Source organism: Rhodopseudomonas pseudopalustris (genome assembly GCF_900110435.1).
Taxonomy (GTDB): Bacteria; Pseudomonadota; Alphaproteobacteria; order Rhizobiales; family Xanthobacteraceae; genus Rhodopseudomonas; species Rhodopseudomonas pseudopalustris.
Window position 1 is genome coordinate 106,738 of record NZ_FODT01000002.1, and the last position, 22,635, is coordinate 129,372.

Consider the following 22,635-nt stretch of genomic DNA (forward strand, 5'->3'; position numbering starts at 1 on the left):
AGCTCGCCATGATCGAGGAACGTTTCGATGCGATCGTGGTCGGCGCCGGCATGGCCGGAAACGCCGCCGCGCTGACAATGGCCAACCGCGGCATGAAGGTGCTGCAGATCGAGCGCGGTGAGTATCCCGGCTCGAAGAATGTCCAGGGCGCCATCCTCTACGCCGAGATGCTGGAGAAGCTGGTCCCCAACTTCCGTGAGGATGCTCCGCTGGAGCGGCATCTGGTCGAACAGCGGTTCTGGATGATGGACGAGAGGGCGCACACCGGCCTGCATTATCGCTCGGATGACTTCAACGAAGAGAAGCCGAACCGCTACACCATCATCCGCGCCCAGTTCGACAAGTGGTTTTCCAGCAAGGTGCAGGAGGCCGGCGCAATCGTGCTGTGCGAGACCACCGTCAAGGAGTTGGTCAAGGACGCCTATGGCCGGGTGATCGGTGTGCTCACCGATCGTGACGGCGGCGAGGTTCACGCCGACGTCGTCGTGCTGGCCGAAGGCGTCAACGGTCTGCTCGGCACCAAGGCGGATCTGCGCGAGCGGCCTTCGGCCGAGAACGTCGCGCTCGCGGTCAAGGAGATGCACTTCCTTCCGCGCGAGACCATCGAGGCGCGCTTCAACCTGAAGGGCGACGAAGGCGTGGTCATCGAGGCGGCGGGCACCATCTCGCACGGCATGACCGGCATGGGCTTCATCTACGCCAACAAGGAGTCGATCTCGGTAGGGATCGGTTGCCTGGTGGCCGATTTCCAGAAGACTGGTGAGACGCCTTACGGTCTGCTCGAGCGTTTCAAGAAGCATCCCTCGGTCGCGCCGCTGATCGAAGGCTCCGAGGTCAAGGAATATGCCGGCCATCTCATTCCCGAGGGCGGCTACAAGGCCATCCCGCAGCTTTATGGCGATGGATGGGTTGTGGTGGGCGACGCGGCGCAGCTCAACAATGCGCTGCATCGCGAAGGCTCGAACCTGGCGATGACCTCCGGCCGAATCGCCGGCGAGGCGATCTTTCAGGTCAAATCCCGCAAGGATCCGATGACCAAGGAAAATCTCGCGCTCTACAAGAAGATGCTCGACGCCTCTTTCGTGATCAAGGATCTGAAGAAATACAAGGATATGCCCGATCTGTTGCACATCCAGTCGAAGAACTTTTTCCTGACCTATCCGCAACTCGTCAACAAGGCGCTGCAGAATTTCGTGCGGGTCGACGGCACGCCCAAGGTCGACAAGGAGAAAGTCACGATCAAATCATTCGTGTCGGCCCGATCGTGGGGCGGCCTGTTCGGCGACGCCTTCCGCTTCGCACGGGCCTGGCGGTGAGCGGGCAACATCGGAAATCTCAAGCGCGGAGACTCAAATCATGACCACCGAAGCTCCTATTCGGGTCGAGGATAAGCTGTTCCAGAACCGCTATCTGGTCGATGTCGGTAACGCCCATATCAAGGTCAAGCCGCATACCAAGCCGTCGGCGGCGCTACTTGCGCTGTTGAAGGTATGTCCTGCCCACTGCTATGAGCTGAATACGAACGGTCAGGTGGAGCTGACGCCCGATGGCTGCGTCGAATGCGGGACCTGCAGGGTGATCGCCGAGGGCTCCGGCGACATCGAATGGAACTACCCGCGCGGCGGCTACGGCGTGCTGTTCAAGTTCGGCTGATCGCCGGATATCAAACGCAGGGAGCGTGGCGACTCCGTTGCCACGCCTGACCAGGCTCGAGATCGTCTTCGGAGATCAGCTCAGGCCGCCGTGTTGAGCGCGCGCTCCAGTCCGACTCGGTTCCGCTGAGACACGAACCCGCGCCGCGCCAACCATTGCTGAACGCGCGGCGAATCGATCATCGCTTCCTCGGCGAGGCCATTGCTGAATTCGCGCCATTGCTTGATGTGGCGCTCCGGAACGCCGATCAGCACCGGAATGCCCAGGTCGACCGCCTCGGTGATCACCTCGCCGAGGCCGTAACCTTCGGCCTCGAGTCGACCGAATTTGTTGATGATCAGCAGCTCGGGGCATTTCTGAAACGCGGCCGAGATGAGTGCGGCGGCGTCCTGCATCGCTGTGGGATCGACCCGGCAGCCGGAAGCTTGCGGAGTCTGGTCCTCGGCGAGCTGCAGGATGATCCGCGAGGACAGTTCCTCGACTTCCATGTCGCAACGCGGGGTGCCGTCACGCGTCGCGTGATACGGGACGATTCCCGCGACCATCGCGCCAGCGTCCCGCAATCGATAGCCGAGATCGGAAATCATGCGGCAGGCGGCGGCGCCATCCGAATACACAACACCGAGTATTGAAGGTCTGCCAGACCTGCCGAAATTGGGCCCCATCACTGTCCCCGCCGCGCTTCGATACGACTTTCGAATAATCGAATGCCAGAATCAGCGGGCCCCGGCTTTGCGGCAAATCAATCCCAGTCGCGTCGCAGCCCGGGCGTTGGAAAGACTGCAGATACGCGGGTTGGCGTTGCAACAACGTCCGTTTCGGCGATTCGTTGTCGAGCGAGACGAGGCGGGCTGTTTGTTCAGCCCGCCATTGAAGGCCGGAGCGTCGAGAAGCTCAATTAGCGCCGAGCAGCGATTGCGTCGGGCGCTGTTGGGACGGCATCAGCAACGATCGCAATTTGGCGAACACCCGCAGCGCCAACCCGACCAGCTTCGGCTGGGTGCGACGGCAGAACGCGATCTTGCGGATGTGACCCTCGACATGCCAGCGCGCGCTGGCCCCGTCCTTGAAGAAAATCACGTCGCCCGGTCCGTAGCGGGTCGCCGGCATGCCCTCGCTCTCGATCACCACCGAGCCTTCGAGGATGCAGATCGTCTCGTCGATGTCGTAGTGCCAGTTGAACTTGCCTTCGGTGCACTGCCAGATGATCGTCGACGCCATGCCATCGGCGCTGCGCGACAGCGTCGCGTTGGTCGCGGTCGGGGTGCCCTCGATGATCCACGACGGCTCGATCGGCGCCGGCTTCAGTTCGACATCGGTCTTGGAGGTGAGGATCAGGTTCGTGGACATCGGGTCGGCTCCTGGTGATATGCGCTACGCGTGTTGTGATGGGGGCGAAGACTGATGATCCGATCAGGCAGCCTGCATCTATCAGGCGGCCTGCAGTTGGAGGCGCTTGAGCACGAGGCGCTCGATGGTTTCGACGGATGTGAAGTTCTCCGGCGTGATGTCCGATTGCGGCAGCGTCATATCGAACGCGGCTTCCACTCCGAGCATCAGATTAACCATTTCCATCGAGGTGAGGCCGGCGTCGGCAAGGCGGGTGTCGGGTTTCACGCCGCCCGCCATCGCATTCTGCGCCAGGATCGTCTCGACCAGCGCGAGGATTTTGGTTTGAACCGCGGCGTTAGAGCCAGCCTGCATTGCAGCCTCCGTATCGTTTGTCGTTATCCGGCGTCTTAACTAATTGACGTCGACGGCGCGTTCTATCAGTCGCGATGTAATCGCAGAAAGATTGCGGAAACAATTGCGGCAGTTCGTCCACGTCGCCCATTTGAATCTTAACGCTAACGGGAAATCCGAAAATCTTCGGTAATCCCGCAATCACGGATTAACCGTCGAATTCGAATCCAAATTGATTCACTTTGAAACTGCTCGACGCACCGGGTTCCTTTCCATAGCTTCTCACTTGCAATTTGCCGACAACTATCAGCACGGGCGATAACGCGCATCGCCGCATCATTTCAGTCAGTACCGTGCTTGACCGAGGAGCTTTGGACGCCATGGCGATCGTCACCGATAGCAGTGCTCGCGATATGACCCCGGCTGCGGCCGTCCCGCTCCGGCACGATATTGTCCCGTTGTCCCAGCGTGTGGCACAGGTTGCCGCCATCGCCTCTGCCGACGCAGACAGCGTCGACAAAGAGTCGCGGTTTCCGCGTGCCGCGCTCGACGCGGCGCGCCAGCACGGTTTGCTGGGCGCTCAGATTCCCGTCGAGTTCGGCGGCGAGGGCGCTTCGATCTACGACATCACCGAGATGTGCTACGCGCTCGGTCGGGCCTGCGCCTCGACCGCGATGATCGTGGCGATGCATCAAACCAAAGTCGCCTGCCTGGTGCGGCACGGCCGCGGCAGCGCTTGGCATGAACAACTGATGCGCCGGATCGCCGGCGAGCAGATGCTGCTGGCGTCGTCGACCACCGAAGGCAACAATGGCGGCAACATCCGCGCCAGCGCCGCGGCGATCGAGGTGACCGCCGAAGGGGTGTCGCTGGTACGCAATGCGACAGTGATTTCCTACGGTGCCGAGGCCGACGGCGTGATGACGATCGCGCGCCGCGCGTCAGACGCTTCTGCGTCGGATCAGGTGCTGGTCGTGTTCACCAAGGACGACTACACATTGACGCCGACGCTCGGCTGGGAAACGCTCGGTATGCGCGGCACCTGCAGCGCGGGTTTCGAGCTGAAGGCGAACGGTGTCGTCGGTCAGGTGTTCGCGGAGCCGTATGATCGCATTCACGCGCAGACCATGACGCCGGTTGCGCATCTGTCCTGGTCGTCGGCCTGGGCAGGGATCGCGGCGGCTTCGGTCGAGCGCGCGCAGGCGTTCATCCGCAAGGCGGCGCGCGGCGCGGACGGCCAGATGCCGCCGGGCGCGGCCCACTACAACAGCGCGAAGATGTCGCTGCTGAAGCTGCGTGCGCTGATCTCCGCGAATCTCGACGCCTACGCCGCGCACGAATACGACGATCGCGGTCTCGGCTCGCTGGAGTTCCAGTCGGCGATCAATCTGCTGAAGGTCGAAGCCTCCGATCTCGCCGTAGCGACGGCGATGAGCGCGATGCGGGCCTGCGGGCTGTCGGGCTATCGCAACGACGGCGATTTCACCGTGGGGCGTCACCTGCGCGACCTGCTGTCCGCGCCGCTGATGATCAACAATGATCGCATCCTCGCCAACATCGCGACCGCCAGTCTGATGAGCGCGGTGCCGTCGAGCCTGCGCGACTGAATTCAGCGTCAACGAACCACCGAGGAGGCCACCTCATGAACGTTGCGATCCGCAATGTCCCGTCCGAGACCCACGCTCAACCGATCGATCCGCTCGATCACCTCGCCGAGCATCTGTTCCATCGCCTCGGCGCCGATGGCGTCTATGCCCGGACCGCGTTGTACGAGGGGGTGGTCGAGAAGCTCGCGGCGCTGATCTCGAGTCATCGCGAAGCCGGCACCGAGATGATGCGTTTCCCTCCGGTGATGAGCCGCAGTCAGCTGGAGAAGTCGGGTTATCTGAAGAGCTTCCCGAACTTGCTGGGTTGCGTCTGCGGTCTGCACGGCACCGAGCAGGAGATCAATTCGGCGATCAGCCGGTTCGATGCCGGCGGCGACTGGACGACATCGTTGTCGCCGGCCGATCTCGTGCTGTCGCCCGCGGCTTGTTACCCGGTGTATCCGATCGCTGCGAGCCGCGGGCCGCTGCCCGTGGGCGGCCTTCGTTTCGACGTCGCCGCCGATTGCTTCCGCCGCGAACCGTCCAAGCAGCTCGATCGTCTGCAGTCGTTCCGGATGCGCGAATATGTCTGCATCGGCACGCCGCAGGACGTCGCCGAGTTCCGCGAGCGCTGGATGGTGAAGGCCCAGGCGATCGCGCATGATCTCGGTCTCGCGTTCAAGGTCGATCACGCGTCCGATCCGTTCTTCGGCCGGGTCGGTCAGATGAAAGCGATCAGTCAGGTTCAGCAGGCGTTGAAATTCGAATTGCTGGTGCCGCTGCGTTCGGAAGAGCAGCCGACCGCGTGTATGAGCTTCAACTATCACCGTGAGCATTTCGGCGTGACCTGGGGCATCGACGATGCCGAAGGCAAACCCGCCCACACCGGTTGCGTCGCTTTCGGCATGGACAGACTGGCGGTGGCGCTGTTCCACACCCACGGCATCGATCTCGCATCCTGGCCGGCGTCGGTGCGCGAGACGTTGGGGCTGTAAGAAGGCTTGCGTCGGTCATTCCGGGTTCGCGCTTCGCGCGCCCCGGAATGACGAGAGGGAATTAATCGCTGCGTGATTACGCCGTGTTCCCCGCGTCGATGGTCTGCACCGAGCCGGTGATATTGCGGCCGCCGTCGCCGAGCAGATACTCGACCATGCGGGCGACGTCATCGATCTCGGGCAGTCGCCGCAGGGCGCTGCGGTTGGCGATCTTGTCGCGGCCTTCGCCGGCGAGGCCCTTGGTCAGTTCGGTATCGATAAAGCCCGGCGCGATCGCGTTGACGGTGATGCCGAGCCGGCCGACCTCGCGCGCCAACGAGCGCGTGAAGCCCAGAGCGGCGGCCTTGGTCGCGCCATAGACCGAAAGCCCGTTGTAGCCGGTCGAGCCGATGATCGACGAGATGTTGACGATGCGGCCGCCGCCGTCGGCCATCATCTGCCGGACGATGTATTTGGTCAGGACGATCGGCGAGGTCACGTTGATCCGCACCAGCGCATCGATCTGGGTGTTGTGCATCGTCGCCAGCACGCCCTCGGTGCCGATCCCGGCATTGTTCACCAGTCCGTAGATCGAGCCGAACTCCCGTCGAAGCGATTTGACGAAGTCGGGAATGGCGTCGATCTCGCCGAGATCGAACGCCTTGAAGGCGATCGCGCCGGGGCCGGGCGCGGCCGCCGCGATCGCCGCCGTCAGTTCCTCGCTCTCGCGCCGTGCGACCGCGATCACCCCATAGCTCGCTGCGGCGAGCCGCTGCGCAATTCCAAGCCCGATACCGCGGCTGCCGCCGGTGACCACGACCCTACGCATGGCGGGCCAGCTTTCCGGAGGCGGTGACGTCGAGCTTTTCGACGAAGCTGATCATGACCGGCAGCTTGTGCGGCGGCAGAGACTGCTTGCAGTCGGCGAGGATCGCCTCGCGGATCTCCGCGGTACGACCGGCGTCGGAGACGCTCGCCAGCACGACGTCGGCGACTACCAGCGCGCCGGTGATCGGGCTACGCCGCGAGCGAATTCGCGACATCCGCACCGCCGGGTGGCGATTGATCACGGCTTCGACTTCTTCCGGATGCACCTTGAGGCCCCCGACATTGATGATGCCGTCGCGGCGGCCGACGAAGTAATAGCGATCGTCGCGAAGCTCCACCATGTCGCCGGTATCGACGAAGCCGTCCGCGTCGGTCAATTGCGGCGCGCTACGCCCCACATAGGTGTGGGCGGTGCGGCCGGATCGAATCCGCAGCGAGCCGTCGATCACTTTCATGTCGACGCCGTTGGCGTTGGCGCCGATCATCGCCGCGGGGAAGCCCTCGCGGCCGTCATTCACAGCGAAGCCGACGCCCGCCTCGGTGGACGCATAGGCATGGCCGATCGAGGCCTCGGGAAACGCGCGGCGCAGACTGTCGAGCACGGCCTGATCGGCGATCTCGCCGGATAGCCGAACGTAGTTCGGCCGAAAGGTCGAGAGTGCGGCGCTCATCAGCGCCTTGCGCCAATGCGACGGCGTGCCCGAGATATGGGTGACACCGCGTGCGGCGAGCCGCGCCAGATGATCGGCGATCGACTCGCCCGGCGTGGAGAGCACCATCGATCCGCCGCCCAGGATGGCGCGGAGGAAGATCTGTAGTCCGCCATAGCGGCGGATGTCGTAGAACGTCGCCCAGGTCGGCGGCGCGCCTTTCGCCGGTGCATCCGCCACGATCGCGCCGGTCAGCGCCGCCAGCGTATGCGCCACGATTTTCGGCGCGCCGGTGGTGCCGGAGGTGAGCATCAGCCAGTGTGTCGTATGTAACCGGTCGACCGGCGCAGCGGGCTGCAGCGGGAGGCGTGCCGGCACGATCAGGTCGACGCCGAGCCCCTGCCAGCGCGCCGGATCGTCGGTGACGATGGCGTCGATCTGCGCATCGGCGATCAGCGTCGGGGCGTATTTCATGTCGAAATCGGGCGGACACAGCAGCATCTGCCGCGCGACGCCGTCGATCTCGATCATCGCGACGCCGCTGATCAGCTGCGTCGACAGCGACAACACCACGGATCGGCCTGCGAGTTCGGCCAGCCGGCCGCCGAGCGCGGTGGCGTACGCGATTTCGCCGATCGCGAGGGTGTCGGTTCCATCGGAGAGCGTGCGGTCGCTCAGGCCGGCTGCGAGATAGTTGCGCAGCGCAACAATCTCACGCGGGGACATTCTCGTAGGCCTTGATGAAATCGCCCAGCGTCACAGGGAAAATCGCGTCGTCGGCTGCGGTGAACGGATCGACGCCGAGTTTGTCTTCGAGCCGTGCGACGAGGATGGCGAAGCACAACGAATCGAAGCCGGACTGATGTAGTACGAGGTCGTCAGTAAGCGCCGGCAATTTGCGGTTTTGCTCGGCGGCGATCTCTTGCATCATCGTCACAATCGTTAACCGTACAGACATGGAAATTTCGCCTTCCTGCTCGATCCGTGAGACAACACTATATGGCGCAAACATGAACTGAATCTATGTGCGTAGCTCTCAATCAGGTCGATTGGTAAACGACGATGGATCCCCGCAAGGTTCGCTGCCGCGAGATCGTCGAGGCCGATATCGAGGCCGTATCACAACTGCTGACGCGCGGATTTTCCGGCCGCTCGCAGAATTACTGGCTGCGTGGTCTGCACCGCCAGGGCCAGCGTGACGTTCCGGACGGCTGCCCGCGCTACGGTTACCTGCTCGAAAACTGCGAGCGCCCCGTCGGCGTGCTGCTGTTGCTGTACACCCAGCGACTCGAGGACGGCGGGCCCAGCGTCCGGTGCAACGTGTCGAGCTGGTATGTCGACCCGGAATTTCGTAACTACGCGACGCTGCTGACGTCGGTGGCGCAGAAGAACAAGCACGTCACCTACATCAATATCTCGCCCGCGACCAACACCTGGCCGATCATCGAGGCGCAGGGCTTCCGTCGCTATTGCGGCGGCATGTTCTTCTCGGCGCCGCTGCTGTCGCGTGCCGAGAAGGGCATGACGGTCGAGAGGGTGACCGGCGCCTCTGCGGCGGTCGAAGGGCTGCCGCCGGCGGATTTCGATCTGCTCCGCAGCCATGCCGACTATGGCTGCCTGTCGCTGGTGTGCCGCGTCGGCGACGAAGCCATTCCCTTCATCATGATTCCGAAGCGGATGAAGAGCGGCCGGTTCCCGATGCCGGCGATGCAGCTCGTCTATTGCCGCGAGACCCCGGATTTCGTCCGCTGTGCCGGCGCGCTCGGCCGCGCGCTGATCTGGCGCGGCAGGCCGTTGGTGATCATCGATTCCAACGGGCCGATCGCGGGCCTCAGTGGCGTCTATACCGAATCGCGTGGCCGCAAATACTTCAAGGGCCCGAACCCGCCGCGGCTCGCCGATCTCACGGAGACTGAGCTCGTGCTGTACGGGCCGTGACGCGTCGCGGTCGCCGCAAACAACATTCAGGGAAACGCCATGCATCAACCGCTGAAGAGCCGCACCGCCGCCGAAGCGCTGGTCGATCAATTGGTGATCAACGGCGTCGAGCACGTGTTCTGCGTGCCGGGAGAGAGCTTCCTCCCGGTGCTGAACGCGCTGCGCGATCGTGACATCACCATCACGGTCTGTCGCCATGAGGGCGGCGCGGCGATGATGGCGGAGGCGATCGGCAAGGCGACCGGGCAGCCGGGGGTGTGCTTCGTCACCCGTGGCCCGGGCGCCACCAACGCGTCGGCCGGCATTCACGTTGCGCGGCAGGACTCGACGCCGATGATCATGTTCGTCGGTCAGGTCGAGCGCGGCGTGAAGGAGCGCGAGGCGTTCCAGGAACTCGACTATCGCGCCGTGTTCGGCAGCATGACGAAATGGACCACCGAGATCGATGATCCCGAGCGCGTCACCGAGCTGGTGTCGCGCGCGTTCTATACGGCGACGAGCGGCCGCCCGGGACCGGTGGTGATCGCACTTCCGAAGGACGTGCTGAGCGAGCGTGTCAGCGTCGCCAACGCCCCGGCGTTCAAGCAGGTCGAGACCTCGCCGGGCGAAGAGGAAATGGCCGAGCTCGCGGCGCTGCTCGCAACCGCCGAACGGCCGCTGATCGTGCTTGGCGGCAGCCGCTGGAGCCTGACGGCGCGCGAGCAGATCGAGCAGATCGCGACCCGCACCGGCCTGCCGGTCGCGACCAGCTATCGCCGCGGTACGCTGTTCGATCCGTTGCATCCACGCTATGCGGGCGATCTCGGGCTCGGGCCCAATCCGAAGCTGGTGGCGCGCGCCAAGGCCGCGGATCTGTTGGTGCTGGTCGGCGGTCGGCTCGGCGAAATTCCGTCGCAGGGCTATGCGCTGCTCGACAGCCCCGCGCCGCTGACCAGGCTGGTGCACATCCACCCTGGCGCCGAAGAGCTGGGCCGGGTGTATCGTCCGCAATTGGCGATTCACGCGTCGCCCGCGCGTTTTGTCGCGGCGCTGGCGCGGCTCGACATCGCGACCAACCCGTCCTGGCGGGAGGCGGCGGATGCGGCGCATGCCGACTATCTCGCCTGGACCGAAACCGCGACGCCGCAGCCCGGCGACGTCAATCTCGGCGAAGTCATGACCTGGCTGCGCGACAACGTTCCCGCGGATACGATCCTGTGCAACGGCGCCGGCAACTACGCGTCCTGGATCCACCGGTTCTATCGCTTCCGCAACTATATGACCCACATCGCGCCGACCTCGGCCTCGATGGGCTACGGAATGCCGGCGGCGATCGCGATGCAGCGGCTGCATCCGGAGCGGCTGGTGCTCTCGGTCAATGGCGACGGCGACTTCCTGATGAGCGGGCAGGAATTCGCGATCGCGGTGCAGTACAGCCTGCCGATCATCGTGGTGGTCTGCGACAACGGCATGTACGGCACCATCCGGATGCATCAGGAGCGTGAGTTTCCGGGACGCGTCGCCGCGACCGAACTGCACAATCCGGATTTCGCGGCCTATGCCCGCGCGTTCGGCGGCTTCGGCGCCAATGTCGAGCGAACCGCCGACTTCCCCGCCGCGTTTGCAGCGGCGCGGGAATCCGGCCTGCCGTCGATCATCCATCTCAAGATCGACGCCGACGCGATCCTGCCCGGCGCGACTCTGTCGGGCATCCGCAAGACGGCGCTGGAAAAGGCGTGAGCAGGTTCGAGCGGCGAGCGTAGTTCGCCTCGAAGGATGATGGCGATGCGTGCGCGGCCCATCCTTCCAGGCCGCCGCGTCGGCGCCTCAGGATGACGGCGTGCGCGTTTCGATGCGACGTCTCTCGTCGCCCGGATTCGATTGTCAAACAGCCACGTCCTAAACAGCCACGCCTTCGCGATCCCGCGGCGCGGAGCGCCCGGGGTTTGTTGCGGTCGCTTCGCCCTCTTCGAGAAGAGGGCGCGCGGAACGCCGGTGCCCGATGCACCCGCGGCCTCGTGTGCAAAGTGAAAAAGCACACGAGTTCGAAACCACGGTTGCGCCGGAAACATCCGGCGTTCCGCGCGCGGTGGGTTTTGTCGGCTTGCTCCGCGACGGGGCCCCCGGCGGCCGGTCCGTGCGTAGGACCGCCGTTGTGAGGACTGACGAACCCCAGAGCTGCGCCCCGACAAGGGCGCAGATGTGGCTCTGCCTCGTGGCGCGAAGGCGATCGCGCCGGGACCTCGCGGTTTGGGCCGCCATCGCCGCGGTGTGGTCGTCAGCCTGCTTCGCGCGCCCGATTACTCGAACGCACTCCCCTGCATCGAACACCGCGGCGTCGCCACCGCATCCCGCCCCGCGTCCGTGACGATCGCGAGCCGCCCCTCTCGGTGAGGCGGGATGAACTGGGTATAGGATCCTATAGGAATATTGTCAAGAGGGGCGGGCGCGCACCCGCTACGGAATCGTCGCGCGCGTTCAGGCGTGTGCGAAGTCCCAATACAGCTTGCGCGCTTTGGCGAAGAACGGCCCCGGCTGCAGCGAGCGGTCGTCGATCCGGATCACCGGCGTGACCTTGGCGAAATTGCCGCTGGAGAAGATTTCGTCCGCGGTCTCGAAGTCGTGATAGCTCAGCGTCGTCTCGCGCACGACGACACCGTCGCCGCGCAGCAGGTCGATCACGCGCTGCCGTGTCACCCCGTTGAGGAAGGTGCCGTTCGGCGCCGGCGTGTAGACGACGCCGTCCTTCGCCATGAAGATGTTGGAGTTGCCGAGTTCGGCGATGTTGCCGAGCATGTCGCGCAGCAGGCAATTGCCGAAGCCGCGGCTCTGCGCCTCCATCATCGCGCGCGAATTGTTGGGATAGAGACAGCCGGCCTTGGCGTCGACCGGCGCGCACTCCGCAGTGGGCCGGCGGAACGGCGACAGCGTGATCGCGAGGCCGGTCGGCTTCGGCATCGGCGCTTCATAGATGCACAGGCACCAATTGGTGGTCTCCGGATCGAACAGCACGCCGCCGCCGGATCCGTTCTGCGCCCAATACATCGGCCGAATGTACAGCTCGGCATCGGCGTCGAAGCGCTTCAGGCCGTCGCGCACCAGGCCGAGCCAGGTGTCGGCGTCGACCACCGGCTTCAGCCTGAAGTTGATCGCCGACTGATTGATCCGCGCGATATGCCGGTCGAGGTCGGGCGTCACGCCCTCGAAGGCGCGCGCGCCGTCGAACACCATCGAGCCGAGCCAGGCGGCGTGGGTGCGCGGCCCCATGATCGGCACATTGCCGTCGTGCCAGTCGCCTTCGAAGAACGTCCACGTCTTGGAGAAGCTGATCGGTGCAATTGCGGGAGTCATCGTGCTGATCCATTGCTGAGCGGCCGAGCCGCTGCCGAAGAATTTTAGCAGGTTTCCAACGGGGTCGTTCGCGCGTCTCAAAGCCGCAGTGTGCCGGCCGCGATCCGGCGATGCAGGGGCTCATCGAGCACGACGTAGCCGGCTGCGGTCGCATCGCCGAGATACAGCGGATCGCTCACCACGACGGGATCGAAACCGTCGCGGATCAAATCCTGCTTGTTCTGCTTGAAGGTGCCGGTGATCTGCAGCGCGGCCTGGATCCGGATGAAGACCGGGCGCGCATAGGCCGGCAACCGTTCTGCGAGATGGCGATGCAGCGCCGCGAGATCGAAGCGTTCGTCGACGACCAGCGCCGCCATGCCGGCGCGGCCGTCCGTGTGGGGCACCGACACGCCGTAGACGCTGGCGTCGATCACGCCGGGGCAGGCGGCGATCGTTTCGGCGACCTCGCTCGCCGCGACGTTCTCGCCCTTCCAGCGGAAGGTGTCGCCGATCCGGTCGACGAAATGGAAGAAGCCCTTGTCGTCGAGCCTCATCAGGTCGCCGGTGCGAAACCACGCGTCGCCTGCGGCGAACACGTCGCGGAGCACTTTCTTCTCGGTTTCGGAATCGTTGGTGTAGCCTTCGAACCGGCCGCCGCTGTCGCGCGCCTCGCCGATCCGGCCGATCGCTTCTCCGGTTTCGCCGCGGGCGCATCGGATGCACAGCCCGTTCTCGTCGCGCAGCGGACCGCCGGTCTCGACGTCGAATTTGACGATCGCCGCGGGAAAGCGATGCGCCAGAAACGACGGAATGCGCCCGATCGCGCCGGGCTTGCCCTCGACATTGTAGAGCGAGAAATTGCCCTCGGTCGACGCGTAGAATTCGAGGATGCGCGGGATCGCAAAGCGCGCCTGGAACGGCTCCCAGATCTCGCCGCGCAATCCATTGCCGCAGCATAGCCGCAGCCGATGCCGGGTGTCGCCGTCGGATGGCGGCGCCTGCAGCAGATAGCGGCAGAGTTCTCCGATGTATTGAAACAGCGTGCAGTCCCAGCGGATGATGTCGTCCCAGAACCGGCTCGCGGAGAATTTCTCGGCGATCACCACCGAGCCGCCCGCCATCAGCATGCTGCCGGTCGCGACCACGCCGCCGACGCTGTGATAGATCGGCAGGCAGTTGTACATCCGATCGTCCGGTGCGGCGTCGGTCAACCCCGCGAACCAGCCGGCCCAGCCCATCACCCGGCGATGGGTGACGCGCGCCGCCTTGGGCAGGCCGGTGGTGCCGGATGTGTAGATCAGCAGCGCCAGATCGTCGATGCCGACGTCGCGCTGCTCCTGCGGCGTCAGCGCAGCGCTGTCGAGCGCCGCGAGCGCCTGGTCCAGCGCCTTGTCTCCAGAAGTCTCGCCATGGAGCCAGATTCGCGGAGCCGCTCCGAGATGCGCGCGGGCGCTCTCCCACGCGTCGACGAATTCCTCGCCGACGATGATGTGTCCGGGCCGCGCGATGTCGATGCAATGCGCCAGCGATGCGCCGACGAGCTGGGTGTTGATCAGCGCGACCACGCCGCCGACCTTGGTGATGCCGAGCCAGGCTGCGACGTAGTCCGGCCGGTTCGACATCAGCAGGCAGACGACGTCGCCGATGCCGACCCCGTTCTCCAGCGCCCAGCGCGCATAGCGGTTGATGCGGCGCGCGAGCTCCGCGTAGCTGTAGGAGTCGCGATCCGACACGATCGCGGGGGAGTTCGGTGCGACGGCTGCCCATTCGTCGACGACGGTTGCGAGCAGTCGCCGCGGCTCCTGCTCGACCCGCGCCGTGATCTCGATCGCCTTCAACCAGCTTTTGGCCACCGATGGTTGCGCGCGACGCGTCTGCAGCGCGTCGTCCGTCGCAGGTCTTGCTTGGATGTTCATGAACGCCAGCCCGACAAGATCGTGAGAATTGTCGGTGCATCTTACTCGAATGCGACTGCCGATTGATTGCATCGGCCGCAACAAAGCGTCCGCAAGGTAAACAGAACAATTCCGAAAATTCGATTCAAATTGTATTCAATTTATCATTCGAAATTAGGGTTAGTTTGTTGTCGATCTCAAAACTTGTTGTCGATTAAACCTCTTCCCTCTAGCTAAGGAGGATACCCGCGGACTGCGTGTTAAGTGCAGCCTCGGATGCGGAGGTGAGCCCATGCGCAACGAAACGATTGCAATTCATGCCGGCTACGATCCCGATCCGACGACCAAGGCGGTCGCGGTTCCGATCTATCAGACAGCTTCCTATGCATTCGACAGCGCCGATCACGGCGCCGCTTTGTTCAATCTCGAAACCGAGGGCTATCGCTACTCGCGGATCGCAAATCCGACCAGCAACGTGCTGGAAAAGCGCGTCGCCGAGCTTGAAGGCGGCGTCGGCGCGCTCGCGGTCGCCAGCGGGCAGGCTGCGCTGCACTACGCCTTCGTCAACCTTGCCGATCACGGCGGCAATATCGTTTCGGTGCCGCAGCTCTACGGCACGACGCACACGCTGCTGTCGCACGTTCTGCCGCGGCAGGGGATCATCGGTCGCTTCGCCGAAAGCGACCAGCCCGATGCGATCAAGCGTCTGATCGACGAGAATACCCGCGCCGTCTTCTGCGAGACCATCGGCAATCCCGCCGGGAACATCTGCGATATCGAGCGCATCGCCGAGGTGGCGCACCGGCACGGCGTGCCGCTGATCGTCGACAACACCGTTGCGACGCCGATCCTGCTCAAGCCGATCGACTACGGCGCGGACATCGTCGTGCATTCGCTGACCAAATTTCTCGGCGGCCACGGCACCACGCTCGGCGGCGCAATCGTCGACAGCGGCCGGTTCGACTGGTCGGCGCAGCCGCAGCGCTTTCCGGCCTTCAACCAGCCGGATCATTCCTATCATGGCATGATCTACAGCGAACATTTCGGTCCGCGCGCCTATATCGAGCGCGCGCGCAGCGTGTTTCAGCGCACCATGGGGTCGGTGCTGTCGCCGTTCAGCGCGTTTCTGCTGCTGCAGGGGATCGAGACCGTCGCGCTGCGGATGGAGCGGCACGTCGAGAATGCCCGCAAGGTGGCCGAGTTCCTGCGCGACGATCCGCGCGTCGCCTGGGTGAACTACACCGGATTCCCCGACAGTCCGTATTACGAACTGGTCCAGAAATATCTCGGCGGCCAGGCGTCGTCGCTGTTCACCTTCGGCATCAAAGGCGGCCTCGAGGCCGGCAAGAACTTCTACGACGCGCTCAAGCTGGTCACCCGGCTGGTCAATATCGGTGACGCCAAGTCGCTGGCCTGTCATCCGGCGTCGACGACGCATCGCCAGATGTCGGCCGAACAGCAGCGCATCGCCGGCGTGTTGCCGGAAACGATCCGGCTGTCGATCGGGATCGAGCACATCTCCGATATCATCGCCGATCTCGACCAGGCGCTGGCGCAGGCCAGCGGTCAACAGCCGCGCCTTCTGGCCGCGGAATAGACGCGGCGAGGCGGCATGACCCTGCTGTTCGATAAGACCGGTCCGATCGACAGCCCGACGCTGGCGCCGGCGAGCGTCGACAATCATTGCCGCAGCCCGGATCGCTCCGCCGCCGCGAGGGTGATCGAGATCGGCCTCGTCAACAATATGAGCGACGCCGCGCTGCGGGCGACCGAGCGCCAGTTCATGCGGCTGCTCAGAGCCGGCTCCGGCGAGCATCTGGTGCGGCTGCACTGCTTTGCGCTGCCCTCGGTACAGCGTTCGCCGGCCACGCGCCAACGCATCGACAGCCTTTACGCCGACATCGCCGATCTTCGCCACACCCGGCTCGACGCACTGATCGTCACCGGCGCCGAGCCGCGCGCGGCGACGCTGCAGAGCGAACCCTATTGGGACGAAATGCGCGCGCTGGTGGACTGGGCCGAGGCCAATACCCGATCGACGATCTGGTCGTGCCTTGCCGCTCATGCGGCGGTGCTGCATCTCGACGGCATCGAGCGCGAGCGGCTGCCGCAAAAATGCTCCGGCGTCTTTGCCGGCGAACAGGTGAATGACGATGCGCTGCTGAGCGATCTGCCGTCGCCGCTGAAGGTGCCGCATTCGCGCCTGAACGATCTGGCCGCCGATCGGCTCGCCGCGCGCGGCTACGAGGTGCTGACGCATGCGCCGAATGCCGGCGTCGATATCTTCGCGCGCCAGGGCCGCAGCCGCTTCGTGTTCTTCCAGGGGCATCCGGAATACGACGCCACCTCGCTGCAGCGGGAGTATCTGCGGGATATCGGTCGCTTCCTGACGGGTGAGCGCCACGATTATCCGGAGTTTCCGGTCGACTATTTCGACGCGGATATCGAAGACGCGCTCGATGCGTTTCGCGCAGAGGCCGAGGCGGCGCGGGATCCGGCGATCATCGCCAGGCTGCCGCATCTCGCTTTGCGGCAAGGCACCGCCGAAGGCATCGAAACCACGGCCAACGCCCTGTTCCGCAACTGGCTGATCTCACTCGCGAGCGAACCATGAACGTGCGGCCGGCAACCATTCCCGCGAGCGCCACCGGCTCAGCGACCTTCAAGGCCGCGATGCGGCATCTCGCCGGCGGCGTCAGCATCGTCAGCAGCGGGCAGGGCGACGACCGCAACGGTCTGACGGTGACCTCGGTGAGTTCATTGTCCGCCGAGCCGCCGTCGCTGATCGTCTGCATCAATCGAGATTGTTCGATTCTCCCGGTGCTCCGGGATCAGGGAAATTTCGGCGTCAACATCCTCGGCAGCGGTCATCGCGAGCTTGCGGATCGCTTCGCCGGCCGCCACGGCATCCGCGGCGCGCAGCGCTACGACAGCGGCGATTGGATCGAGCTGGTCACCGGGGCGCCGTTACTGGCCGACGCGCTGGCGGCGATCGACTGCACGGTCGACAGCATCATGGACTGGAACAGCCATGCGCTGGTGATCGGCCGGGTCGAAGCGGTCCATTTCCACGACGGGCCGCAGGCGCTGGTGTATTGGCGGGGCGGCTATCTCGACGTCGGCGCCGAATAGCTCGCCACAGCCGGGCGACAACGGCGCTTGGGCAAACACCCCCAAATTCCTCACATCGAACTGAGCGATCGTTCTTCTCCCCGCGCGGCTCACTCGGGGCGTAGCGAGATCCGTCCGTGACGCAGCCGCGTCAGCAGGCGCAGCACCGAGCCGTCGATGCCGGCCGCGCTCTTGGCGGCGTTCCGCAGCAGGATCGCCAGCGTGATGAACGAGATCGTCGTCGCAGCCACCGCACCGGGAATGCCGAACCACGGGATCAGCAGGAAGAAGCCGACGGCGCGCATCAGCACCGTGCCGCCGATGATGGCGAGATAGCGGCCCTCGTGTCCCGTCAGCATCAGGATCGAGCCGGACGGGCCTGAGGCCGCTACGGCGGCGGTTCCCGCGGTCAGCATCGCCAGTGCGCCGTAATACGACACGTACTCGGGATTGAAAGCGTAGAGGATCCAGTGCCCGCCGCCGAGCACCACCACCAGGCCGGCGACGATGATCGTCAGAGTCACCAGCGCGACCGAATCCAGCAGGCTGTCGAGCTGCCGATGCTGCTGGTTGTAGTACAGGTTCGGAATGTGGCGGGTGGAGAAGATGTAGACCGCGCCGGTCACCATCGCGAAAGCGTTGGCGATCCGCGTCGTGACGAAATAGGCGCCGGCGACGGAGGGCGAGGTCAGATAGCCGATGATCACCACGTCGGCATATTGATTGGCGGCTTCGAGCCCGCTCGAGACGCACAGCTTGCTCGACCGTGTGATCCAGGTGCGCAGATCGAAGGTCGATTTGCTTTGGCCGAGGTTCGGAAACTGCACTCGCACCCGCCGCCTCAGCAGCGCCATCTGGACCAGGACGGCGAAGCTCGCGGCCGCCGCCATCGCCAGGAAGATCCGGTGAATCTGGATCGGCGCGCCGGTGATGAAGCATCCGGTCAGATAGAGAATCGGGCAGATCGCCACCAGCAGATAAGTCAGCCCGTCGCCGACGCCGACGCCGACCGCGCTGCGTGTCAGATGACCGGACGTCAGAACCAGCGAGAAACAGACCAAATAAAGCGTCGCCGATAGCGCGAGAAGGCTGTCGTGCTCGGCCGCGAACCAGAAGTAGAACGGCACGCCGACCAGGGTGACGCCGGCCGCGCAGGCGAGCGCGCTGAAGGTCATCGCGCCTTTCAGCATTTTCTCATCGCCCGCGGAGCCGAATTCGCTCCATGAACGCATGATGAAGATCTGCTGTCCGAATGTCGCGATCACGCTGAGCAGGCTGGCCGCGCTGAACAGCATGGAATAACTGCCGAAATCGTGGCGGCTCAGCATGCGTGCAGCGAGAGTCACCAGCGCGAGATTGACGATGGTAATGGCGACCCGCAACGCCAACGCTCCGGTCATCGCGCGGACCGTGGAGTTGTTGCGCAGTCCGATGATTTTCTCGATCGCGACGCTGAACTTCACTCTCACTCAACCTGGTCGGGCGACACTGATGCGGGTTTCATCCGATGGTTTTCGGCCGACGGATATTCGCGGGTTCGCCGAATGACGTTGCGCCGTCGGCGCTCTGGCGTGCTGTGACAACTTATCCTATCTGGGGCCGGATTGATCCAATTTGAAATGATAATTGCGTGTAAGGTAAAGACTGCGGAGAGGGTCCCGATCAGTCGAGAGCAGCCGCGTTAACGAGTTGTTAACCATATGAAAGCCGATCCAGACGGAGTGACGATGCCGGAGCTGTCGACCAAACTGCAAACCATGCTGCGCGTCGCGGCGTGGCTGTGCCTGGCGGCGGTTGCCTTCGCGACCCTCAGCCCGCTCGGCATTCGTCCGACGACAGGTCTGCCGCCGTCGATCGAGCGCTTCACCGCTTTCGCACTGGTCGGCGCAATGTTTGCCGCAGCGTATCCGCGCTACATTCTGTTCGCCGCTGCGATCGTGCTCGGCGCTGCGGCGCTGTTCGAATTCCTGCAGGTGCTGGCGCCGTCGCGGCACGGTCGGCTGTTCGATGCCGGTGTGAAGTTCTCCGGCGGAACGGTCGGCCTGATCGCCGGCTGGCTGTCGGTGCGTTGGTTCGCGCGGCGCTGATCCCGCCGCGCGCGGCTCAAAGACTCTGCGCGCCGGCCGGATCGCCGAGCTTGTCGGGCAACCGCAGCGCCTTGATCTTGGGCTGGATGATCGTGCCGTCGATCAGTTCGAGGCGGCCGCAGCGGTTCAGCGTGTGCAGCTTGCGGCCGGGCCAGCGCGGTCCGGGCTTGATGGTGTGACGCACGGTTTGCGCGAACGTCGTCGGCGACAACTGCTCGACTTCCGCCAGCCCCAGCGCGCCGCCATAGCCGTTCGTGCAATCCTGTACCGGCCGCCAAAGCCGGCCGTTACGTTGAACGAAATGGCCGGCGGGCCGCGCGCTCGCGCGATCGACCAGCACCGGGCGTTGCGCGTGCGGCATCCAGGGCCCGAACAGGCTGTTGGCGTAGTAAATCGACAGCGTATCCGAATAGCCGCCCGATCCGTCGCGCGTGGCGCCGAACATGTAGTACAATCCGTCGTGCTGCACGATCGTGGCGTCCGCAAACTCGACGCCCGACAGCAGCGTGGCGTGTTTCTCCCAGCGATTCGGAAACTGCACACACTTGTACAACGTCACCTCGCCCGAGACGCTGCTCTCGGGGATCATCCAGAGGTCGTTATCCTGCGCGATCAGGAACGGATACGACAAGTGCCACGGCTCTTCGAGCACCGGAATGGCTTCGCCCACGGGACCGTCATGGCCGAATTCGATCGCCGAGATCGTGCCCTTGCCGACGCGATGGTCGAGATCTTCGAAAAAGGCAAACGTCCGTCCCTTCCAGGTGATCGGGAACGGGTCGGCATAGAACCGATTGCCGGGACTGGGCACCGCGCGCCAGCCTGGACCCGAGAGATCGCCTGAACTCCAGATGCCCGCATCATCGGTGTAGCGCCACCCGATCCGCCAGTGCGGAGAGTAGCAGCACAGCCGATAGATGTGTCTGACGAGATGCTCCGCAACACCGCGCAGAACATAGGCCGAAGGCGAGCGGACGCCGGCGCGATCAACCGAGGCGGCAGCCGTCGCCGGCCGCGGCCCCGAATCCAGCACGCCTTTGAGCAACGTGACTGTTCGGGCCATCACCGTATCGAGCGCGCCGCCGAGGCCCTCTGCCGTCTCCGCCGAGGGCTGGCCCGACCACATCATCGCGCCGCTGATCTCGTCGTAAATCTCGATCAGCGGCAGGTCGCCGCCGAGGATCGCGGCGAGAGCGGCGTCTTCGCCAGCCGCGCCGTTGTAAAGCGGGCGCAAATACAGCTGCGCCGCGCGTTTCGGATCGCGTGGCATCGCGGTGAAATCGACCACGATGTCGGCTGTCTGGCTCGGCTGCCGGCCTTCGCGCAACAGCTCCGAGCAGAGGTCGGCGCCGCACGGGCGGCCGCGCCGCATCACCATCCGCTCGAGGTCCAGAAGCTGTTCGAGTCCCGTTGGACGCGTTGCATCGGTCCGGACCCAGGCGACTTGCAGCCCGTTCGGGTCGCTGCACAGCAACGACATCTGATGGCGCATCCATCGGCGTGGTCGCGCTTCGTCGAAGCGAAGCTCAACGATCACCTGTTCGCTCCCCTCGCTGGACGTCTGTCGCCAGCGCTTGCTCGATGATGCGGGCGTACTCGTCCGCCATCGCATCGACCGAGTAGCGCGTCTTCAGGCCATCACCCGCGCGCCGAAGTTGCGCGGCGAATTCGTCGTCGGCGAGCACCCGCGCGATCGCGGCGGTCATTGCCGCGGTGTCGGACGCATCGACGAAGACCGCTGCGGGGCCCCCCTGATACGACAGCACTTCACGCAGCACCGGAAGATCGTTGGCGATCACCGGCACGCCGGCATTTGCGGCTTCCACCGCGGCGAGACCGAAGGTTTCGGCGAGTGAAGGAAACACGAAGACGTCGAGGCAGGCGAGGAAGTTCGCGACCTGGTCCGGAGAGATCTCTCCGATGAATTGCACGCGATCGGACACGCCCAGCCGATCGGCGAGCTCGCGCAGTCGCGGTTCGTCCTGGCCCTGGCCGGCGAGCGCGACGGTCCAGTCCGGCCGGTTCGCCAGAACGCGGATCGCGGCGTCGAGCTGCTTCAGCGGATGCAGCCGCGCGGCCGAGCCGAGAATGATCGCATCCGGCTTCAGCCCGAATTGCCGACGCGCATCGGCCTTCGACAGCGTCGCGCGCTTTTGGTCGAACCCGTGCGGTACGTGCGTCAGGCGCTTGCGATAGCTTTCGGGGTAGCGCGAATAGTCGCGCAGCATGTCGTGCGAATTGACGGTGATGCTGTCGAAAACCCCGAGCTGTCCCATCAGGCGATCGACGCCGCTCAGCCAGCCCGGCATCGTCAATCGCGCCGAGACCTGATTGGCGATCACCGGAGCGGGGCTCGCCAGCCGCGATACGATTCCGCCGATCGAATTGCCGTAGTGCTGAAACGTCAGCACGACATCGGGACGAAGCTGGCGGATGCGCGCATACAGCGCGCCGAGAAACCGCAGGAACGACAGCGGATCGCCCGGCCGACGCGGCGCGCAATAGACGGTCTGCGGCGGTTCGTCGAACGCGAGCGACTGCCGAAAGAAGAACAGGTTGTGGACGTCGTAGCCGCGCGCCGCGAGGCCGGCACCGACCAGCCGGGAGATTTCCTGCGCGCCTGCGTTCTCGGCCTGGGTCTGAATCAGCAATACGCGCGGGCGCTTCGCCGACCGCGCCGTTCGGTCGGTCACGCCGGCATCGCGCGGCGGCGTCGCGGTCTGCGCAGACGTGCCGGATTCGAGAGCGAGAACCCGCTCGAACTGGCTTTTTTTCAGGATCGTCATCGGCGCAATCTTCAGGAATCCGCTTTAGATTTTACTGCCAACGTCGCCTAATTACCGCCGCTGGTTAACAAGGACGTATCATAAAACGTGTTGCGTTTTATACATTCGACGCCCGGTCGCAGATCAGTTTTG

General features: G+C 64.6%; 21 protein-coding genes. 10 read left to right on the forward strand and 11 right to left on the reverse strand.

Translation table 11 applies throughout. The features are described 5' to 3' along the window. Positions 1–8 precede the first annotated feature (8 nt). Together BMY71_RS03850 and BMY71_RS03855 are read left to right on the forward strand one after the other, a co-directional pair. Positions 9–1,316, forward strand: a complete 1,308-nt coding sequence (locus BMY71_RS03850) for an FAD-dependent oxidoreductase (RefSeq protein ID WP_011501512.1) — start codon at positions 9–11, stop codon at positions 1,314–1,316. Between the two features lie 40 nt (positions 1,317–1,356). Further along, a complete protein-coding gene (locus BMY71_RS03855; RefSeq protein WP_011501513.1) occupies positions 1,357–1,653 on the forward strand; it encodes a ferredoxin family protein in 297 nt (98 codons plus the stop codon). 80 nt (positions 1,654–1,733) lie between these two features. Here BMY71_RS03855 and BMY71_RS03860 read toward each other — a convergent pair whose 3' ends face one another. The 3 genes from BMY71_RS03860 to BMY71_RS03870 form a co-directional block, all read right to left on the reverse strand. After that, complete coding sequence (locus BMY71_RS03860; protein WP_092681874.1) at positions 1,734–2,318, reverse strand: DUF2478 domain-containing protein; 585 nt, start codon at positions 2,316–2,318, stop codon at positions 1,734–1,736. Between the two features lie 229 nt (positions 2,319–2,547). Further along, positions 2,548–3,003, reverse strand: a complete 456-nt coding sequence (locus BMY71_RS03865) for a cupin domain-containing protein (protein ID WP_011501515.1) — start codon at positions 3,001–3,003, stop codon at positions 2,548–2,550. An 81-nt stretch (positions 3,004–3,084) separates the two neighbouring features. Continuing rightward, positions 3,085–3,357, reverse strand: a complete 273-nt coding sequence (locus BMY71_RS03870; protein ID WP_011501516.1) for a phosphopantetheine-binding protein — start codon at positions 3,355–3,357, stop codon at positions 3,085–3,087. Between the two features lie 392 nt (positions 3,358–3,749). Here BMY71_RS03870 and BMY71_RS03875 point away from each other — a divergent pair, with 392 nt between their 5' ends. Continuing rightward, positions 3,750–4,943: an acyl-CoA dehydrogenase family protein gene (locus tag BMY71_RS03875; RefSeq protein ID WP_244525989.1), complete on the forward strand. Its 1,194-nt coding sequence runs from the start codon at positions 3,750–3,752 to the stop codon at positions 4,941–4,943. A gap of 35 nt (positions 4,944–4,978) precedes the next feature. Further along, the gene (locus BMY71_RS03880) at positions 4,979–5,917 is read left to right on the forward strand and encodes an amino acid--[acyl-carrier-protein] ligase (RefSeq protein ID WP_092681876.1); all 939 of its coding nucleotides are present in this window, start codon (positions 4,979–4,981) and stop codon (positions 5,915–5,917) included. A gap of 76 nt (positions 5,918–5,993) precedes the next feature. On the opposite strand, the gene BMY71_RS03885 is transcribed toward BMY71_RS03880, so the two are convergent. From BMY71_RS03885 to BMY71_RS03895, 3 genes are read right to left on the reverse strand one after another with little or no spacing between them, the layout of a single operon-like run. Continuing rightward, on the reverse strand, positions 5,994–6,725 hold the full coding sequence (locus BMY71_RS03885) for an SDR family NAD(P)-dependent oxidoreductase (RefSeq protein WP_092681878.1): 732 nt from the start codon (positions 6,723–6,725) through the stop codon (positions 5,994–5,996). Continuing rightward, positions 6,718–8,100 carry a class I adenylate-forming enzyme family protein gene (locus BMY71_RS03890; protein WP_092681880.1) on the reverse strand — a complete coding sequence of 461 codons (1,383 nt, stop codon included), beginning with the start codon at positions 8,098–8,100 and terminating at the stop codon, positions 6,718–6,720. Before BMY71_RS03890 ends, BMY71_RS03885 begins: the two co-directional genes overlap by 8 nt. Continuing rightward, positions 8,087–8,332 carry a phosphopantetheine-binding protein gene (locus BMY71_RS03895; RefSeq protein WP_041805155.1) on the reverse strand — a complete coding sequence of 82 codons (246 nt, stop codon included), beginning with the start codon at positions 8,330–8,332 and terminating at the stop codon, positions 8,087–8,089. Before BMY71_RS03895 ends, BMY71_RS03890 begins: the two co-directional genes overlap by 14 nt. Positions 8,333–8,436: 104 nt before the next feature. Here BMY71_RS03895 and BMY71_RS03900 point away from each other — a divergent pair, with 104 nt between their 5' ends. Both BMY71_RS03900 and BMY71_RS03905 read left to right on the forward strand, forming a co-directional pair. Next, on the forward strand, positions 8,437–9,312 hold the full coding sequence (locus BMY71_RS03900; RefSeq protein WP_092681882.1) for an acyl-CoA acyltransferase: 876 nt from the start codon (positions 8,437–8,439) through the stop codon (positions 9,310–9,312). A 39-nt stretch (positions 9,313–9,351) separates the two neighbouring features. Beyond that, a complete protein-coding gene (locus tag BMY71_RS03905) occupies positions 9,352–11,031 on the forward strand; it encodes a thiamine pyrophosphate-binding protein (RefSeq protein WP_092681884.1) in 1,680 nt (559 codons plus the stop codon). A 738-nt stretch (positions 11,032–11,769) separates the two neighbouring features. Here BMY71_RS03905 and BMY71_RS03910 read toward each other — a convergent pair. Next, entirely contained in the window at positions 11,770–12,642 is an 873-nt protein-coding gene (locus tag BMY71_RS03910) for a branched-chain amino acid aminotransferase (RefSeq protein WP_092682434.1), read from the reverse strand. Between the two features lie 77 nt (positions 12,643–12,719). Beyond that, complete coding sequence (locus BMY71_RS03915; RefSeq protein WP_092681886.1) at positions 12,720–14,540, reverse strand: long-chain-acyl-CoA synthetase; 1,821 nt, start codon at positions 14,538–14,540, stop codon at positions 12,720–12,722. 271 nt (positions 14,541–14,811) lie between these two features. Between BMY71_RS03915 and BMY71_RS03920 the strand changes: the two genes are divergently transcribed. From BMY71_RS03920 to BMY71_RS03930, 3 genes are read left to right on the forward strand one after another with little or no spacing between them, the layout of a single operon-like run. Continuing rightward, the gene (locus BMY71_RS03920) at positions 14,812–16,116 is read left to right on the forward strand and encodes an O-acetylhomoserine aminocarboxypropyltransferase/cysteine synthase family protein (protein WP_092681888.1); all 1,305 of its coding nucleotides are present in this window, start codon (positions 14,812–14,814) and stop codon (positions 16,114–16,116) included. Between the two features lie 15 nt (positions 16,117–16,131). After that, positions 16,132–17,133, forward strand: a complete 1,002-nt coding sequence (gene metA / locus BMY71_RS03925; RefSeq protein ID WP_092681891.1) for a homoserine O-succinyltransferase MetA — start codon at positions 16,132–16,134, stop codon at positions 17,131–17,133. Then, positions 17,130–17,651: a flavin reductase family protein gene (locus BMY71_RS03930; protein WP_011501528.1), complete on the forward strand. Its 522-nt coding sequence runs from the start codon at positions 17,130–17,132 to the stop codon at positions 17,649–17,651. Before metA ends, BMY71_RS03930 begins: the two co-directional genes overlap by 4 nt. 89 nt (positions 17,652–17,740) lie before the next feature. On the opposite strand, the gene BMY71_RS03935 is transcribed toward BMY71_RS03930, so the two are convergent. Continuing rightward, a complete protein-coding gene (locus BMY71_RS03935) occupies positions 17,741–19,093 on the reverse strand; it encodes a lipopolysaccharide biosynthesis protein (protein WP_092681893.1) in 1,353 nt (450 codons plus the stop codon). A gap of 264 nt (positions 19,094–19,357) precedes the next feature. Here BMY71_RS03935 and BMY71_RS03940 point away from each other — a divergent pair, with 264 nt between their 5' ends. Then, on the forward strand, positions 19,358–19,717 hold the full coding sequence (locus BMY71_RS03940; protein WP_092682436.1) for a VanZ family protein: 360 nt from the start codon (positions 19,358–19,360) through the stop codon (positions 19,715–19,717). 16 nt (positions 19,718–19,733) lie between these two features. Here BMY71_RS03940 and BMY71_RS03945 read toward each other — a convergent pair whose 3' ends face one another. Continuing rightward, positions 19,734–21,254: a glucosamine inositolphosphorylceramide transferase family protein gene (locus tag BMY71_RS03945; RefSeq protein WP_092681894.1), complete on the reverse strand. Its 1,521-nt coding sequence runs from the start codon at positions 21,252–21,254 to the stop codon at positions 19,734–19,736. Further along, positions 21,244–22,503: a glycosyltransferase family 4 protein gene (locus BMY71_RS03950; RefSeq protein ID WP_092681896.1), complete on the reverse strand. Its 1,260-nt coding sequence runs from the start codon at positions 22,501–22,503 to the stop codon at positions 21,244–21,246. The genes BMY71_RS03945 and BMY71_RS03950 overlap by 11 nt, the downstream gene beginning before the upstream one ends. Positions 22,504–22,635 lie beyond the last annotated feature (132 nt).

Bases quoted from the DNA above. Each gene is read 5' to 3' on its own strand.
- BMY71_RS03850 (WP_011501512.1), top strand. From the start codon at position 9: ATGATCGAGGAACGTTTCGATGCGATCGTGGTCGGCGCCGGCATGGCC.
- BMY71_RS03855 (WP_011501513.1), top strand. From the start codon at position 1,357: ATGACCACCGAAGCTCCTATTCGGGTCGAGGATAAGCTGTTCCAGAAC.
- BMY71_RS03860 (WP_092681874.1), bottom strand. From the start codon at position 2,318: ATGGGGCCCAATTTCGGCAGGTCTGGCAGACCTTCAATACTCGGTGTT.
- BMY71_RS03865 (WP_011501515.1), bottom strand. From the start codon at position 3,003: ATGTCCACGAACCTGATCCTCACCTCCAAGACCGATGTCGAACTGAAG.
- BMY71_RS03870 (WP_011501516.1), bottom strand. From the start codon at position 3,357: ATGCAGGCTGGCTCTAACGCCGCGGTTCAAACCAAAATCCTCGCGCTG.
- BMY71_RS03875 (WP_244525989.1), top strand. From the start codon at position 3,750: ATGACCCCGGCTGCGGCCGTCCCGCTCCGGCACGATATTGTCCCGTTG.
- BMY71_RS03880 (WP_092681876.1), top strand. From the start codon at position 4,979: ATGAACGTTGCGATCCGCAATGTCCCGTCCGAGACCCACGCTCAACCG.
- BMY71_RS03885 (WP_092681878.1), bottom strand. From the start codon at position 6,725: ATGCGTAGGGTCGTGGTCACCGGCGGCAGCCGCGGTATCGGGCTTGGA.
- BMY71_RS03890 (WP_092681880.1), bottom strand. From the start codon at position 8,100: ATGTCCCCGCGTGAGATTGTTGCGCTGCGCAACTATCTCGCAGCCGGC.
- BMY71_RS03895 (WP_041805155.1), bottom strand. From the start codon at position 8,332: ATGTCTGTACGGTTAACGATTGTGACGATGATGCAAGAGATCGCCGCC.
- BMY71_RS03900 (WP_092681882.1), top strand. From the start codon at position 8,437: ATGGATCCCCGCAAGGTTCGCTGCCGCGAGATCGTCGAGGCCGATATC.
- BMY71_RS03905 (WP_092681884.1), top strand. From the start codon at position 9,352: ATGCATCAACCGCTGAAGAGCCGCACCGCCGCCGAAGCGCTGGTCGAT.
- BMY71_RS03910 (WP_092682434.1), bottom strand. From the start codon at position 12,642: ATGACTCCCGCAATTGCACCGATCAGCTTCTCCAAGACGTGGACGTTC.
- BMY71_RS03915 (WP_092681886.1), bottom strand. From the start codon at position 14,540: ATGAACATCCAAGCAAGACCTGCGACGGACGACGCGCTGCAGACGCGT.
- BMY71_RS03920 (WP_092681888.1), top strand. From the start codon at position 14,812: ATGCGCAACGAAACGATTGCAATTCATGCCGGCTACGATCCCGATCCG.
- metA (WP_092681891.1), top strand. From the start codon at position 16,132: ATGACCCTGCTGTTCGATAAGACCGGTCCGATCGACAGCCCGACGCTG.
- BMY71_RS03930 (WP_011501528.1), top strand. From the start codon at position 17,130: ATGAACGTGCGGCCGGCAACCATTCCCGCGAGCGCCACCGGCTCAGCG.
- BMY71_RS03940 (WP_092682436.1), top strand. From the start codon at position 19,358: ATGCCGGAGCTGTCGACCAAACTGCAAACCATGCTGCGCGTCGCGGCG.
- BMY71_RS03950 (WP_092681896.1), bottom strand. From the start codon at position 22,503: ATGACGATCCTGAAAAAAAGCCAGTTCGAGCGGGTTCTCGCTCTCGAA.